General features: G+C 36.3%; 12 protein-coding genes and 2 tRNA genes. 3 read left to right on the top strand and 11 right to left on the bottom strand.

The window, feature by feature from the left end; translation table 11 throughout:
• Nucleotides 1–101 precede the first annotated feature (101 nt).
• From WMO42_RS09945 to WMO42_RS09930, 4 genes are all read right to left on the bottom strand, one after another.
• Nucleotides 102–311 carry a hypothetical protein gene (locus WMO42_RS09945; RefSeq protein WP_349153912.1) on the bottom strand — a complete coding sequence of 70 codons (210 nt, stop codon included), beginning with the start codon at nucleotides 309–311 and terminating at the stop codon, nucleotides 102–104.
• Between the two features lie 171 nt (nucleotides 312–482).
• Nucleotides 483–1304 carry a C39 family peptidase gene (locus WMO42_RS09940; protein ID WP_349172626.1) on the bottom strand — a complete coding sequence of 274 codons (822 nt, stop codon included), beginning with the start codon at nucleotides 1302–1304 and terminating at the stop codon, nucleotides 483–485.
• A 388-nt stretch (nucleotides 1305–1692) separates the two neighbouring features.
• Nucleotides 1693–1765, bottom strand: a tRNA-Lys gene (locus WMO42_RS09935).
• 35 nt (nucleotides 1766–1800) lie between these two features.
• A tRNA-Lys gene (locus tag WMO42_RS09930) sits at nucleotides 1801–1873 on the bottom strand.
• A gap of 213 nt (nucleotides 1874–2086) precedes the next feature.
• On the opposite strand from WMO42_RS09930, the gene WMO42_RS09925 reads away from it, so the two are divergent.
• Entirely contained in the window at nucleotides 2087–3358 is a 1272-nt protein-coding gene (locus WMO42_RS09925) for an AI-2E family transporter (RefSeq protein WP_349192190.1), read from the top strand.
• Nucleotides 3359–3753: 395 nt separating this feature from the next.
• On the opposite strand, the gene trmB is transcribed toward WMO42_RS09925, so the two are convergent.
• Entirely contained in the window at nucleotides 3754–4392 is a 639-nt protein-coding gene (gene trmB / locus WMO42_RS09920) for a tRNA (guanosine(46)-N7)-methyltransferase TrmB (protein ID WP_022503124.1), read from the bottom strand.
• 288 nt (nucleotides 4393–4680) lie between these two features.
• On the opposite strand from trmB, the gene WMO42_RS09915 reads away from it, so the two are divergent.
• A complete protein-coding gene (locus WMO42_RS09915) occupies nucleotides 4681–6186 on the top strand; it encodes a D-alanyl-D-alanine carboxypeptidase family protein (RefSeq protein WP_055177395.1) in 1506 nt (501 codons plus the stop codon).
• A gap of 257 nt (nucleotides 6187–6443) precedes the next feature.
• Here WMO42_RS09915 and WMO42_RS09910 read toward each other — a convergent pair whose 3' ends face one another.
• From WMO42_RS09910 to glgB, 4 genes are all read right to left on the bottom strand, one after another.
• Complete coding sequence (locus WMO42_RS09910) at nucleotides 6444–6914, bottom strand: flagellar protein FliS (protein WP_349192189.1); 471 nt, start codon at nucleotides 6912–6914, stop codon at nucleotides 6444–6446.
• Nucleotides 6915–6947: 33 nt separating this feature from the next.
• Entirely contained in the window at nucleotides 6948–8528 is a 1581-nt protein-coding gene (locus tag WMO42_RS09905) for a flagellin (RefSeq protein WP_022503127.1), read from the bottom strand.
• 112 nt (nucleotides 8529–8640) lie between these two features.
• Entirely contained in the window at nucleotides 8641–11850 is a 3210-nt protein-coding gene (locus tag WMO42_RS09900) for a DUF6240 domain-containing protein (protein ID WP_022503128.1), read from the bottom strand.
• A 302-nt stretch (nucleotides 11851–12152) separates the two neighbouring features.
• A complete protein-coding gene (glgB, locus tag WMO42_RS09895) occupies nucleotides 12153–14084 on the bottom strand; it encodes a 1,4-alpha-glucan branching protein GlgB (protein WP_090141291.1) in 1932 nt (643 codons plus the stop codon).
• Between the two features lie 234 nt (nucleotides 14085–14318).
• Between glgB and WMO42_RS09890 the strand changes: the two genes are divergently transcribed.
• Nucleotides 14319–15281: a hypothetical protein gene (locus tag WMO42_RS09890; protein ID WP_022503130.1), complete on the top strand. Its 963-nt coding sequence runs from the start codon at nucleotides 14319–14321 to the stop codon at nucleotides 15279–15281.
• Nucleotides 15282–15464: 183 nt separating this feature from the next.
• Here the strand turns inward: WMO42_RS09890 and WMO42_RS09885 are convergent, their stop codons facing one another.
• Both WMO42_RS09885 and WMO42_RS09880 read right to left on the bottom strand, forming a co-directional pair.
• Nucleotides 15465–16439, bottom strand: coding sequence for a 3'-5' exonuclease (locus tag WMO42_RS09885; RefSeq protein WP_022503131.1), 975 nt, complete (start codon nucleotides 16437–16439; stop codon nucleotides 15465–15467).
• A 22-nt stretch (nucleotides 16440–16461) separates the two neighbouring features.
• Nucleotides 16462–17418 (bottom strand): methyl-accepting chemotaxis protein, encoded by a 957-nt coding sequence (locus tag WMO42_RS09880; RefSeq protein ID WP_055177388.1) that lies wholly within the window; start codon nucleotides 17416–17418, stop codon nucleotides 16462–16464.
• Nucleotides 17419–17490: the final 72 nt, after the last annotated feature.

The raw sequence follows: 17490 nt of genomic DNA, 5'->3' as shown, positions 1-17490 counted from the left end.
ACGCACAGACAATAAATTCCTTACGTTTCGCTTATCATATAACATCTGTAAAACTCTAGTCAATTGAAGCTTAAAAGATTAATAAATCTTTTATAATCTGTTTATATGAACTGGTCTTTATTATCAGTTCCCCATATAAGAAAGTCTTCGTAATCTGCCATAGATGAGAAGTTCATACTGTCCTCATATACCGCGTTCTCAAAATAATCTTCGCTGTTATCTTCCTCATTATAAGTGCGTTTTCTATGAGGAAACGTATATTGGGCTGTGTCATAATCATAATCTTTATCACCATCATACGCTGGGTACACACTCATCACCTCCATAATGGAAGTATTCCCCCGACTGTGATGATTTATAAAATGTATATGTGGTAATAAATGGCTGACACGACTGACACACTCACTTTATATATCAATTATTAACATTAAATATCAACTATCAATCTTAAATATTAATTATTAAACTTCACATATCAATCATTAATATATAACTATTGCCTGCTTTCCCATACTTTTATATCGTGTTTCTACAAGTTCTTTATCGTATTCACATATGCCCCTTAACGGATCTGCCATAATATATGTACTCTGTGTATAGCCTATAAGCACCATAGCGTGCTCACGTGAAAGCCACATAATATTCTCTCCGTCTATATTCCATGTACAGGATTCATATGGCTCTTTCATATACATTGTCTCCCATACTAACACCGGATGTCCGTCATCTACATAATCAAGAAGCTCGTTGTACTCTGCTCCCGTTATATTGTATACATTCATATATGATCTTTGCGATTTCAGATACTTTGTCGCTGAATTGACTAATACTGGTGCAAACGCACCACACGAATCTTCATCTCTTGGATTGCCGACAAATGCTTTGTAAGGCGACACCTCGCCCATCTTTCCTTTATCCAGGTAATAATCTGCCATTGTCAGCTTGTCTACATTATAGCCAAGATAATTAAGAACTGTCGTCAAAGCTGTTATCTCACAGCCTGTTGGAAGTTCAGGATTTTGAAGTACACATTCTACATCAAGCCTCTTATAAGAACTTCTTACTGCCGCTGTAGTATGGTTACTATTAGTTGCTTCTTCATATGTGACAACTCCCTTTGTTACATTCTCTTCATTGCCCTTCATATAATCTGCTGTCTGCGTATATTTAATTCTGAAGTCATATACCTTTAAAGAATATGCCCCTATAATAACCGCTGCCCCTGCCATTGTAATTATGGCGGCTCTTTTCAATGCTCTTCTATGTGCTCTTTGTGTCTTATGTCTATTCCATTTTTTCTTCATATGAACCTCTTTTCCGACACAACATCAATATAACAATACTACGTACAAAATCATTCCAGATAAATAAGCTATATCAGTAATACCAATAACTAAATGCTTTCTTAATATTACATAACGTCTTATCAGTCTTTAACCTGATTAGCAGTCATAACACTGGTATATTAGTGTTATATCTTCCCCTTCGTATTTGTCTCAAATAATAGTTTCATATGTGTACCCACTTGTATTGTAACACTAAATATACTATTTATACAATCCATATCTGGAATTTTCAGAAAAAAAGGAATCAATTCAAAAATTCAGAAAAAATATCAAATCATAGAAATTCAACGCACAAAAAAAGCCCCTCAACCTAGCTCCATCGACTAAATCAAAAGACTTTCACAAATGCACCGCCAGGGGTTCGAACCCTGGACACCCTGATTAAGAGTCAGGTGCTCTACCAACTGAGCTAGCGGTGCGTATATTAAATTATTGCAAGCATTAAACTTACAAGTGCACCGCCAGGGGTTCGAACCCTGGACACCCTGATTAAGAGTCAGGTGCTCTACCAACTGAGCTAGCGGTGCATATATTATTATGTTACAACTGCCGTAACAACAAAAAATATATTAACGTGTTATTAACAAAAAAGCAAGCCTTTTTTTGTATTTATTTAAAAACAATATAATTTTTTTTATTATTTTTAATAATATTTAACTATTATGGGGTTTTTTTAACCGCTTATATGGAGTACAATATTCTTGATATATCCTTAATTAAATAAGATTGCGAGGATTTGTATGGATAAAGACAATAATAACGATACAAGCTATTTTAATTCACCTGATAATAATAACTCCGCTGGTGACAACCACATTGTATACAAGAATAAGTTCCAGCCCAACAGCAGATATTTTACTATTGTAATATACGGACTCTTATTTGTCCTTGGTGCAATACTTATATTCAAGCTTATTGGCGGGTTTAATAACACACTTAATATTATCAAATACATTTTTAATGTTATATCACCATTTGTAATTGGTGCGTTCATAGCATTTATATTATACCCACTTGTAAGATTTTTCTACAGACATTTGTTCAAGGAAAAATGCCATTTGAAGTCGGACAAGCTTTCTAAATATCTTTCGATACTTATAACTTACATTATTGCAATCGGAATTATTACAATCCTTATGGTATTTATAATTCCTCAATTGTATACAAGCATTACCGATATCGTGGACAAGCTTCCAGTGTGGTACAACAATATCACTGGCCTTGTTAATTCATTTGAAGATAAACACGCTGACCTGGGATTTATTGATTATGCAGTCATTAATGAAAAATTAAACAACCTTTACCCTAAGGTTATATCATATCTTACAGATATGCTTACCAATCTGCTCCCATATGTAGTTAATACATCTATGGCTATTGTTAAGGGACTGGTCAACCTCATAATTGCAATTATGGTTTCTGTGTATATGATATCTGACCACAAGAATATATTCTACAATTTTAAGCGTGTGCTTTATGCTGTATTTCCGAAAAATGCGGCTGATACTACAAGAAAGATATGCAGGGAAAGTGGTACTATTTTCTTAAAATTTATGTATGGCAAGGCACTTGACTCATTAATAATCGGTATCATCTGCTTTATATGTATGACTATATTCAAGTTCCCTTACACGGTGCTTATAAGCGTTATCGTTGGAATTACTAATATGATTCCTTACTTTGGACCTTACATCGGTGGTGTTATGGGCGGTATCATAATTGTTATTGTAAATCCTATCCAGGTTATATTCTTTGCAATCCTGATACTTGTTATACAACAGTTTGACGGACTTTTCCTTGGTCCTAAGATACTTGGCGAAAGCACAGGACTTAAGCCTCTGTGGGTTATATTCGCAATTGTTGTGGGTGGAGCACTTTTCGGCGTATTAGGAATGTTCCTCGGTGTTCCTGTTATGGCAGTTATATGCTATATTACGAACCTTGTAGTTGAGCATTTCCTCAAAAAACGTAATATCAGTGTCCAGCCTTACGACTCACCTGATGAAATGTAGAATCAAAAAATTATGGCTGCTGACCTTGATATGTACCTTTATTACTGATTTTTTCAGTATTACCAGTACATATATCTTAAGGTCAGCAGCCATTTATTATTTTATATATTTCATCCCACGACCTCTTAAAACGCACAATCCTGCGGTTTAATCTATTGTGGTAATAAATGTACTCATTAAGTCTGTTAATCGGATTACACCTGTTACAATGTCTGTGATATCCCATACCATTTCCTTTCCTGAATATAATATATTCTTAAAATATTAGTTAAAAACGTTTCTACTATATAATATTCAACAAAGTCATATGTGATACTAATACATTTAATTATCTTACAATAACATTTTAATCTATTTTATTAACGGCCTGATATGTATTAATAATTCAATCTATCTTATCTGTCTGCAATAAGCTTGCATATAGGATTTCCCATATCTGAGAATTTCTTCTCGTATTCTGTCATAACATTTCCTTCATTAAGCCTTTCGTCACTGTGAAGGTCATAAGTACACTCTACAAGATTCCAGCCAGCTTCCTTTACTTCCTCAACTGAAAAGTCAAACAGTACCCTATTGTCTGTCTTGAATTCAACCCTGCCCTCTTTTTTAAGCATTTTGTCATATCTTGCAAAGAACTGTCTTGATGTAAGTCTTCTCTTAGCATGTCTGTCCTTTGGCCATGGGTCTGAGAAATTAAGATATATTCTATCCACTTCATCAACACCAAACACTTCATTAATATTCTCTGCATCCATTCTTATAAATCTTAAGTTAGGAAGCTGTAATTCGTCCTGCTTCTCAACTGCTCTTAATAGTACGCTTGAATACTTCTCTATTCCAACATAATTAATATCTGGATTCATCCCTGCAAGAGTTGTTATAAATGTTCCCTTTCCCATTCCAATCTCTATATGTATAGGGTTATCATTTCCAAATACCTCTTTCCAGGTTCCGCACATTCCCTCTGGTTCCGTGAATACATATTCGTTCTCAACCATAACTTCTCTTGCACCCGGTACATTTCTTAATCTCATAATAATCTCCATTCATTCTTTATACTGTATAAGCTTACAACCATTTTTATAACATCAAACCAAGATATTTTACTTTAATATAATAAGTATGTCAAAGGTAAATTAAAACATCACCAAAATCCCATTCCACACAGCTTTAAATATTCGCCTGCAAATTTAGTTTCATAATCTTAATAAATATGTTAATATTACAAGCAAATATGTATAATATGAACATATCAGTATAATAAATGGCATTTTGTGCCTTTAACACTTACTTCATAATATCATTAACGATGGGAGATTGTAATGTTTAATAATTCTAATAAAACAACGAAACACTCTGTTAATAAGTGTTCAGTTCTATTTAATAAATTCAGAAAATGCCTTGTAAGAACTGCAAGCATTATTACCTGTACAGCAATTGTGGCAACATCTGTAACACCAGCTTTTGCAGCTGGAATAACAAGCGGAACAACTGCCGCCAGCAGCTATGTTATATCTAATGGAACAACTGCTGCCAAGAGTTCTGTTATATCTAACGAGGTATCAACAGACACTTCTGTTTCGTGGCCACAGGCTCCGGATATTACCTGTGAGAGTGCAATATTAGTCGATGCAGATACAGGCTCTATACTATACGAAAAAGATGCACACCGTAAGTGCTATCCAGCTTCAACAACTAAAATCCTTACAGGACTTCTTACTATTGAGAACTGTAATCTCAGTGATACACTTACATTTTCTACTGCCGCAGCTAATTCAATTAATCCGATTGAAGATGCCAACCTTGGTATGAAGGCCGGGGAAGAACTTACTGTTGAACAGGCCTTATATGCACTTCTTCTGTATTCAGCCAATGAAGTTGCATATGCACTTGCTGAGAAAGTCGCTGGCTCAATAGATGCGTTTGTGGATATGATGAATAATAAAGCTCGTGAGCTTGGTGCAATTGAAACACATTTTGCTAATGCCAGTGGCCTTTACAATCCTAACCACTACACAAGTGCTTACGATATGGCTATGATTGCACGAGGCTGTTATAACAACGCTTCGTTTGTAAACATTGACTCAACTTCCTCAAGCTATACAATTCCTGCCACTAATGTAACATCTACACCCAGAACAATAAAACACCGTCATAAGATGCTTAAAGGACGCGAGTTCTACTATGAATACTGCAAAGGTGGAAAGACCGGATTTACTGATGAATCTTTAATGACTCTGGTAACATTTGCTGAAAAAGATGGAATGAGGCTTATATGCGTTGTATTCCGTTCACCAGATGACTCTACAAGATTTATAGATACACGTTCATTATTTGACTGGGGATTTAATAACTTTAAGAAATCGACTACATCTGACACACAGATAAGCTCGTTATTCTCTACTGATAACTACTACTCATCAGATGTATTTAATAAGTCAAAACTTAACTTTAATATGAATGCCTCATTTATAACAATTCCTAACAGCGGTTCAACTTCAAGCGTTACAATGAGCCTTGATAAGAATTACGATATAACTAATGAGCAGGGCAGGCTTGCCGCTAAGCTTAATTATCTTTATGGTGATAATGTTGTTGGTTCTACCACACTCTCCATAACAGGCGGTGATAATTCCAATGAAAGCCTTCTGCCATACCTTAGTGCCAAGAACAACTCAACACAGTTATCACCAAAACGCTGTATTAAGATTAATATATGGGTTATAGCTGGAATTGTAGCTGTAATACTTATTATATTTACAATTATTAACAATGCTTCACTTTCTAAGAAACGTAGTAAATACTCTAAGCGCAAGCTCCGTTTCTAGAAAATCACCAAAATACTACAAAAGGGTTACTGCTTTGACCAAAAGACAATCATTATCTGAATGTCTTTTGGTCAAAGCAGTAACCCTTTTTATTTTAATTAATTATATTATTTGTGCAGCTTTTCAGCACATATAAAGTTCCGTTAGGAACTTTTAAGATGAGCACTTTTGTGCTCATTATACCATAATTTTCGTGCTTCTTTTCAGCACATACAAAGTTCCGTTAGGAACTTTTAAGATGAGCACTTTTGTGCTCATTATACCATATATCCTCTGTTAATAAGCGTATCACTTGCTGTTTCATTGCCTGCACCATATTTAGAATATGTAAGTCCGGAATACACCTTTTCTGTATTCTTCATAAGCGGTGCTGAATTATCATGTCTGCTTACTTCATAAAATGACTGTCTTAGCTGTCCAATCATATCGTATATTGAATTGACAACATTTTTATCATATGAAACCTGTGCACCGATAAGAGTTCTTTTCATATAGTTATAGAGTACATAAAGATTACCTGAAAGCTCATACTGCATATCAAGACCTGTTATAAGCTGGTCTATACCTCTCATAGCCATGTGTAGTTTCTCTTTAAATACTGCATTATCTGATGTTGACACTGCATCTTTAAGATAATCTCTTATTATGTCGTACACTATTACTACAAGCTCTGAACGTGTCGCCTGCGATATTCTATATGAATATGTCTTAATAGCTTCTCTATCCATACTTCACATCTCCAATCAATTCACCCTGACAGATTAGTTCTGAAGAAGCTGTAATACTTCTGATGGTCTTTGGTTAGCCTGTGAAAGTATTGATGTAGCTGCCTGTGTAAGAACTGTCTGTGATGTATACTCTGTCATCTCCTCAGCCATATCTGTATCAATCTTAGCTGATAAAGCCTTAGTAACATTCTCACTTGAAACCTCAAGGTTCTTAGTAGTATGGTCAAATCTGTTCTCATATGCACCAAGCTTAGAACGTGCAGAGTTGACATAATTAATAGCTTCGTCTACATACCCTATTGAAAGCTGTGCTGTGTAGCTTGTCATTACATTGATATTATCTGTACCTATTGTGTAAGTAGTTATCTTAGGAATATCCAGAACGATAACCTGATTTTCATTAGCACCAACGTGGATACTCATAGTTCCGACATCAGTCACTTCCTGATTAATATCCGTAGCTGTTCCACCTGCTGCCTGTGACTTTCCGTTCTGCTTAGCTGCTGTTGTATCATTAAATGTTGTTCCTGCAACATTACCTGGAACATCCATAACGAATTCCTTATTATTAACGTCCTTAACTGTAATCTTAGTACCCTTGGTTGAGATAATAGCTGAATCTTCAAATCCAACTCTCTTACCTGTTGGGTTGCCTGCATCATCAACTTCATTAGCGAATTCAGCTACAACATCACTACCTTCTGCGTGTATGCCTGAACCATCTTCATTGTAAGCATCTGATATACCAAGCATAGCAGCAAGGTCTTTATTACTGCATGTTACATCTAGCTGCTGATCTCTTCCATACTGCTCTGTCATTATAACAAGTCTGTTGCCTGTGTAAGATGTATCTGGCTTATATCCTGCATAATCACTTCCGTTAGTCTTCGTATCATTAGCAAGGCTTGATACAGCAAATGCTCTTCCACCCGCCATATTAGCACCATCCATAACCTTATCCATAATTGTATCAAGTGTATCACCTTCTACAATATCAATGTTATATCCATTAATAGATATTGTTCCTGCCTGATCAGCAGTTACCTTAGCTGTGCCTGACATTGTAATAGTATCACCTACTGCTATTGCCTGTCTTGCATCCTGTGTTACTGTAACTCCATATATTCCAGCAGTAAAACTGTCAGATATCTTAAGCTGGTTCACACCCTGATAATCTGAATATACTCTTCTTGAAAGATTACCATTAATAAGTGGCTGTGTATTGAATTCTGTCTGCTCAGATATTCTGTCTATTTCCTGATTAACATTATCAATCTCCTGCTGGATAGCTTCACGCTCATCATCAGAGTTAACATCGTTAGCCGCCTGAACTGTAAGTTCCTTAAGACGTGTAAGCATAGACTGTATCTCTACTATAGCACCTTCTGCTGTATTGATAACAGAGATACCATCTGTTGTATTATTCTTAGCCTGATCAAGACCTCTTATCTGAACTCTCATCTTCTCTGAAATAGCACAGCCTGCCGGGTCATCAGCTGAACTGTTAATCTTATATCCTGATGAAAGTCTTTGTATAGAGCTTGAAAGTGCATCCTGTGCCTTCTGTAACGCATTGTTAGATACAATGGCTGATACGTTAGTATTAATTCTCATACTTTTATTCTCCTGATTTTATATTCCCGCCACATCTACTGGCGTTATCCTTTGAATTCGTCAAATCATACATTTTATATATCGGACATATCCTGTAATTCTTTAACCGCTCTTATGCCCCAAAGAATACTCCTGTTATTGCTGAAGCGATCTTATAAAGACGATCTGATGGAATCTTTGCTCCTGAGTCCTCGTATGTAGTATATTTAACATCTGGAACTCTTACACAATTAATTCTTACATTGTCATAACCGAACTGTTCTTTAAGATCTCCCTCAATCTGCTGGAAATACTTATAAATGCTTCTGTCTTCGGAAAGCACAATTCTTGAATCCTGCTTTACATACATACTTACGTCTGACTGTGTAACCTTTGCCTCTACTGACAATTCACCCCACGAAGCTGTATTCATCTTAATAGATATCTTTCCCTTGTCATTATCATCTGCAACAAATGTAAGATTGATAAGACCTGCCTGTCCATTTTTAACATAAGGGACACGGTAATCATTTCTTCTTGCAAGATTGCTTATATATCTAATCTGTCTGTTGCTTATTCTTAATTCTTCAAATGTATCATAATCAACAGGGTCTTCAGCAGTTCCTGTAAGTGAGCTCTCTATAGCTTCTTCAAGTTCATCACCAGCAGCTTCTTCAAGGTTAGTATACATAGCCTCAAGCTTATCCCTGCTGTCTAACACTTCCTTAAGCTTGTCATTGCTATCAATTATGTTCTCTCCATATATTGACTTACTGCCCTGGTTTCCGTGCTTTCTTGTGTAAGCCATAAGCTGTCCTGTAGCCATAAGTTCATTAACCGCATTAATGTTACCAATGTTCTCATTAATTCCAGCTCTTCTTAACTCCCTTACAACCTCAGCATCAGCCTGTTCTGCTTTCTTAGTTACTTCTTCTATGTAACTGCTGTCAAGTTCATTTTCCACTGCTTCATCATAATGTTCAGCAAGTTCGTTAGCAAATGCTTCAACATTCTGATGTTCAATTGGTGACTCATTGTCCGAATTCTTCAATGTATTAGGAGTGATAAACTTCTGTGACTTTGCAAATAATGACTCAAAGTAACTGATAGTTTCCTTATCTCCAAGACCTACTGAATCATCAATAGTTACATCTATTCCAGAGTGCTTGCGGCTTGTGTAGGCACTGATAAGATTACCCATAGTAATCTCTTTGCCCTGCTTCATAAGAGCACCCGCACACACACCAGCATCTCTTGTAAATATATTCATCATCTGGTATATACCGATGAACTGCTTTTTCTTAGTTTCGTTAATTCCACCTGTCTTGTCAAGCTTGTAGAGGAACTTTGAATATTTCTCCTCATTATCCTTAGTAGCACCCTGATTCATACTGCTAAGATAATCATTAACTGTCCATATATCAGTATTCATTGGGTTGATTCCGTCATCTATCATCTTAACAACAGTTTCCGGCTTCATATTATCAACAAGATTATTAAGGGTTGTATATATTCTTCTTGCCCTCTCAACATTTTCCTTATTGATATCTATGTTATTAGAAGCAAGAAGCTTAATAACATCTCTGTTCTCCTGAGTATTCTCAAGATTGAGTTCGTCCATTATACCCTCTGCACTGTTATTAACAGCCTTAATAATAGAGTCATCTAAGTCTTCTCTTACCTTAGTACCTGTTGTTTCATATGTATCTATTGCCTTGGCATAACGGCTTGTCATTCCACTCGCAATGCCTGATACCATAGAAATACTCAACTTATATGGGTCACTCTTCATCAGCTTTTCATACATCTGTGCTGGTGCAGTCTCAATATCATAAAGTGCCTTTCTTACATCAAGGACATCATTATACATCTGTGTATTGCCAGCATATAATGTTCCATTAGCTTCAAGAGCTTTAATCTGCTCGTTAATCTGTTCAAGAGGCGTGTAGAGAAGTGATGTATTACTCTTTTCAAGAATTACACCTGTACCTGCTGTAAGTAAAAGCCTTGCCTCAACAAGTGTGTTATAAGCTTTCTGTGCATTGTAACCATATGGCTGCTGGTATGCATAATTACCGCCCATCTGATTATTATATACACCCTGATTATAGCCCGTATCCTGCACATAACCATACTGGTTATTAACATTGCCCTGCCAGCCGCCTGACATCTGACTGTTTACATTACCCTGCCAGTCACCTGACATCTGGTTACTAACAGTCATCTGATTGTTAACAGCCTGCTGGCTTTCTGCTGTTTCACTCCAGCCTACCTGCATTACGACCTTCAGACTTGATATTGTAAATGCTTTTCCAGATGAAACAACATTTACAATATCATCATAGCTTGCATTAGCCAGTGTTACTATTGCGTTCTTTACATTATCCCATATAGATGGATCGTTTGTAAGTGGAGTATCTTTAGGGTCTTCACCAATAGCAAGCTGGTCAGCAATCTTTGATAATACACTATCCTGTCCATCCTGTGTATCAAGACCATTTAAATTAAGTCCGTCAAGAATAGCTTTATATTTTAAAGTCTTTTCTGTGACTGGTATATTATTATTAATCAAATCCTGTGCATTATTAAGGTTTCTTAAGTTCACTTCAAGCCCAGCTTTATTCATAAGCGACTCAATCTGTGGACGCATAGCATTAAATTCCTTAAATGAAATCTCATATCCGCTGTTAGCCGGTCTTGTACTGACAGCATTTTCTGCCTTATATATTCCGTCAATAGTTGGTGCAATATCATTGGCAATCATATAATACTTAGCACTCTCTGAAAGCTCTGTTATTGAAGCCGCCTCATCAAGTGCTGATTGTACCTGCTGCACAGTATCGTCATCAACGCTTATTCCAGCACCGCTTAATCTCTGCTTTAATTCATTAGCTGCACCTGCCCCTGCAACACTCTCAATTGCATCAGAGCTTACGCCAGTTCCATATGCAACATAGCTGTCTGAGTGCATTGCAAGCTCAATTCTAATCTTATCAATAATTGATACCATATCATCCTTAGAGGCATCTGTTATATTAAATCCATCACCTGCTATATCGACTGCTTCCATACCAGAAAGCTTTTTAACAAGTGCCTTGAAGCTTATCTGTGCTGTACTTGCAGAATTCATAATCTGCTGTTTTACATCATCAGCTTCCTTTAATAACGACTCATATGTGTTATCTGCCAGCCTGCTGTTATCCTGTCCCTCTGACATAACAACACCATTAAATATCCCATTGACACCATTAGTCCTGTTGCTTACATTTTCCTTATAATTAATAGATGTTTCTTTAACATTATTATCCTTGTTAAAATTACCTGCGTATATTGATACAGACATATTTATCCTCCATACATTATCTGCGGCTAATCTACAGCCGGTTATTCCATTTCCTAATAACAGCCTATATATCCTGCTTAGATAATTCTATCGCCTGATTATAAAATAACCTGTATTATATTTCGGTTACTTCCACCAAAAAAATAAGCAAAATGAAGCAGATTACAGCATAAATGTAATCAACCACATTAATAATTACATCAATACTATATACCTGCTTCACTTAAATCCTGCCAACCTGATATCTGACTTATATATCAGACTGCTATTTAAACTGCTCTTATATATCTCTTATATTATTATTATATTATTGTAGGCTTGTGTGCTTCCACATCACCATTGAACTCATACACAGCTATTCCATACCTATGTAAATCCACAAGAAGTGACTCACCATAGCCATCACACTCACCCTTCTTACTTGCAATTATCTTCTGCTGGTTCTTCATATCATCACCTAATACAAGCTTATATTTGCCCTTAATTGGCACTCCAATTCTATGACTTGGTCTTTCAACAGGTGTGAAATTAAGAACGAATAACAAATGCTTCTTCTTATCCGGACTTATTCTTATAAATGAGAATACACTGTTGTCCTTGTCATTGGCATTAATCCATCTAAAGCCTTCTGAATTATAATCAGTTTCATATAAACATCTGTAATTCTTATTAAGCTTAAGGCACGCACTTGTAAAATCCTTTAATTCCTTGTGGCTCTCATCCTCAAGAAGATACCAGTCAAGAGAACGCTTCTCACTCCACTCGTTCCACTGTCCGAATTCCTGTCCCATAAATAAAAGCTTCTTGCCCGGATGTCCACACATATAAGCATATGCAAGCTTAAGATTAGCGAACTTGTCCTCTCTGTCACCAGGCATCTTGCCTAACATAGAACATTTCAGGTGAACAACTTCATCGTGCGATAATACAAGTATAAAATTCTCGCTGTAAGCATACATAAGAGAAAATGTCATCTTACCATGATTAAACTTTCTAAAATAAGGGTCAAGCTTCATATATTCAAGAAAATCGTGCATCCAGCCCATATTCCACTTGAATGTAAATCCAAGACATTCTCCGTTATCAGGGTCACCACTTACCATTGGCCACGCTGTAGACTCTTCTGCAATTGTAACCGCTTGTGGAAATCTCTTTCTCATCATACTATTAAAATGCTTAAGGAAACTCATAGCTTCAAGATTACCATTACCGCCATACTGGTTAGGAACCCAGTTGCCTTCTGTCCTTCCGTAGTCAAGATAAAGCATAGAAGCAACTGCATCTACTCTTAAGCCATCAATATGGAACTTATCAACCCAGAACATTCCATTGGCAATAAGGAAATTCGATACCTCATTCTTGCTGTAATCAAATACCTTAGTTCCCCAATCAGGGTGTTCGCCCTTTCTTGGATCTGCATATTCATATACACAGCTTCCGTCAAAGTTCGCAAGCCCATGTGCATCTTTTGGAAAATGTGCTGGTACCCAGTCAAGTATTACACCAATATTCTTGCTGTGCATATAATCCACAAAATACATAAAATCCTTAGGACTTCCGTATCTTGCTGTTGGTGCATAATATCCTGTAACCTGATAACCCCACGAGCCGTCATATGGATACTCTGCAATTCCCATAAGCTCTATATGTGTATATCCCATATCTGATACATACTTGGCAAGGTCTGGTGCTATATCACGGTAATTCATATAACCGTCCTCTGTACCATCTTCCTGCTTCTTCCACGAACCAAGATGACATTCATATATAGACATTGCTGACTTTAAATGGTTCTCTTTCTTCTTATGTTCAACCCATACGCTGTCTGTCCACTTAAATCCATTAAGGTCAGTAATAATTGATGCTGTCTCTGGCCTTAACTGTGCCGCATTGGCATATGGGTCAGCCTTGTAAATAGCCTCACCACTCTGTGAAATAATAAGGTACTTATACATCTGTCCAGCCTTGGCACCCTCTATAAATAACTCATATATTCCACCATCTGAAATCTTCTTCATATCATAGCCATAGGCTTTCCAGTCATTAAATTCACCTATGACGTACACGTCCTTCGCCGCTGGTGCCCATACCGCAAAATATACTCCGGGCTTTCCATCTTTCTTCGCTATATGTGCACCCATTTTATTATATATCTCGTAGTGTGTTCCCTGTCCAAAAAGATATGAGTCTAACTCAGTTATTCTTATCTGTTCATAATTAATTGTCACAGCCATATATTACTCCGCCCTTCCACATTAATAATATTACTTCGCATATACTTTTGTATTAACATTATTTTATCATAACATTAAATTAAATACTATTAATTTTTTGACAATTGGTCATTTTTATAATAAACTTTCTCATATATTTTGATAATCCAATTAATTACTTCTATCTTTCACTTGACATCATAATTATAGGAATTTATCATAAAACTATTAATAATCAAAGGAGAATTCATAATTATGATTTATTATCTGATAAGTCCGAATTATATTAATGTTGTGACTTTTGCCAGCATAATATTTGCATTTGCAATAACGTGCCTTGCTATATATATGGGTAAAAATATCCTTCCCCGTGATGGCGGCAGAGCTTACGCAATTAATGGCTCAAAGTCAGTCGGCAAGCCAAGAGGAGCAGGAATTATATTTATCCTCGTATTTACAATAACCTGTATGATATTTGTCAATTTAAGTTCTGAGATAATCATTTATCTTATACTTGTACTTGCAGCAATGCTCTCAGGTTACCTTGATGATGCTTCGTCATCACCTTGGGGCGAGCTTAAAAAAGGTATTATAGATTTCGTAATTGCGGTTATGGCGGCAGTTACATATCTCCACTATAATCCTAACACATTTGACATATCACTCTTTAAGCTTACAGTTACACTTAACCCAATCATATACGGTGTTCTCATCGTTATATTAATATGGGTCAGCATAAATGTAACTAACTGCTCAGATGGTGTTGACGGCTTATGTGGAACTCTTTCGGCAATTACACTTTCATCTGCCTATGTATTATTTATGATATTTGACATTGAAAGCTCATTCCGCCACACAATACTTATTATGGTAGTATGTATTCTTGGTTATCTGTGGTTTAACGCATCACCTAGCAAGCTGCTTATGGGCGATGCAGGCTCAAGGGCAATAGGAATATTTATAGCATTTGCTTTTCTTAAGTTACACAGCCCTCTGCTTTACATTCCACTTGCCATAGTTCTTATAATTGATGGCGGACTTGGTCTTATTAAGGTTTCATTTATGAGATTTCTTCATATAAAGATTATGCAGAATATAAGAACACCTATCCACGACCATATGAGAAAGAACAAGAGCTGGTCTGATGCACAGGTCGTATTCAGATTTGCAATAATACAGCTTGTTATTGCGGCAGCTATAATATATGCAGTTATATAGCAGCATCTGTTGATGCAGCAATTTCATTCAACAGATATCCTGTCATATTCAAAAAGGCAGTAATCTTAATTATATATAATTCCCAGAAATATCCTTTCCTTCAAAGCATTATATATAATTAAGATTACTGCCTTTTTTATTTATATTTAATTAGTTATTTTACACGGCAGACATAATAGAATATTATTTAAGTAATTTCTTTCTTTTGTGTTCTTCCAATCTCTTACGTCTTCTGTGTTCGCGTTCCTTAACCTGCTTGTCTATTATCTTATCAACCCCTTTTTCATCTGTCTGCTTAACAATTCTTACATCATAATACAATCCGTTATCATTATGTTTAACCTTAAGCTTTCCCTTAAATGTGCCATGCTCTTCACACACAAATACTGAATAATATGTCTTTGAAGTTGTCGCAAACCATTTTATAAGTCTTTTCATAGACCTGCCACATATATAACACCTGCACGACCTTGCAACCCTGTCATCAGCTGCATTATCCCTTGTCTTAAAACCTCTTGAAATATATTTCTCATATGTCCCAAAGTTGGCATATATCTCAGTTTTTCTATCTTTAGGTATTCTGTATGTGTCAATGCTCTCATACACCTTTACGCTGTCAAAATCCATCTGCTGGAATATCCTTGCCGTGTATACAGCATCATTAATTGCTGAATGATACTCTGCATCCTCGCTGAAACCAAGCTCCTCAATAGCCATCTTAAGACTTCTTCTTGTCTTGCCGTCTGAGTATACCTTGCTGTATAACTTCTGCAGATCATAATACATAAATGGAAATGGAAAATTGTTCTCAACCCCGAAATGCTTCATATTCCTTTGAAACTCTGTAAGATCTGAACTTCCCCAGGTTATAAATTCATAGTCATCACCACACCATTCAAGAAATTCTTTCGCCGCACTTGCAAAATCATCTCCCATTTTGAGTTCATCTTCAGTAATTTCAAGCATTTCTGATACTTTACCGTGAAGTTTAACATATTCTACAGGTCTGATTATTCTTTCCCACCGTCCGGTTATATTCTTATGTTCATCAAGCTTTACAGCTCCTATCTGTATAATCTCAAATGGCATTTCTTCTATAGAATATTCTTTTCCTCTGTAGCTCTGATTCCATTCAAGGTCTAACACTATATAATTCATAACCAATTCCCTTCACAGTAAATTATTGATATTTATTTTGTATATCTTTGGCAATAGGAGCAAGCTGGGATACAAGGTTATTCATATCCTCAAACATAGAACTCTTGGTTGTTCCTAAGTCGTTGGCACGCTCAATATGTGCAAGCACCTTCTGTAACTGCTGTTCCTGGTCATCAAAGCAGTCTTTAACATCTGAAAGTCTTTTTTCAGAAGACTGTGTAACCTCGCCTATCTCCTCCTGAACCTCCTTAGCTGCATCTGCTGCTTTTATAATCTGTTCAAATACTCCATATGCTGCATCTGCATCTTCAACATTCTTTCCAAATACTGACTGTGATTCCTCAATATTATTATTAAGCTGTGTTGTACCCCTTTCTACCTCAGAGATACTTCCCTCAACTGTGCTTACAAGTGTCTTTATCTCCTCTGCAAGGTTCTTGACCTCGTTGGCAACAACCGCAAAGCCCCTTCCCTGCTCTCCTGCTCTTGCCGCCTCAATAGAAGCATTGAGTGCAAGCATATTAGTCTGATTCGCAATTGCTATAATCTGCTGCATACAATCTTTAATCTGCTGTACAGATACCTGAACACCTGCAAATGCACTCTTTATCTCATCAAAACTCCTGCTTACTTCTTTTGAACTATTCTTTAATTCATCTACCTTTTTCTGTGCCTCTCCTACAGAGTCAACAATTTCATTTTTTACACCGTCAAAGCTTGTTGCAATCTGACCTACATCAGCAAATACAGATGATAATTCCTGTACCTGGTCTTTTAATCTTTCATTCTCTTTAGTTGCAAGCACAAATGCTTTCTGTATATCTGCCATCTCATCAAGTGATTCTACTTCCCTCTCTGCAAGCTGTTTCTGATATTCAATAATACTGTCTGCAACGTGTATGACTGGGTGCATATCTAAAGTTTCTTCTTGTGCCGATATAACATTTTCTTTCTGTGTTTTTAATTTTCTGCCAAACATATAATATCCTCCTCTTTACGATATTTGCTGTCATTTTATGAGTATTAAATTTACTTCATTTGCAAAATGGAC

It is taken from the genome of Lachnospira sp. CLA-JM-H23 (assembly GCF_040096425.1).
GTDB classification, from domain to species: domain Bacteria; phylum Bacillota; class Clostridia; order Lachnospirales; family Lachnospiraceae; genus Lachnospira; species Lachnospira rogosae.
The sequence above is the reverse complement of the archived record's forward strand: the minus strand, read 5'-3'. Positions and strand labels throughout refer to the sequence as shown.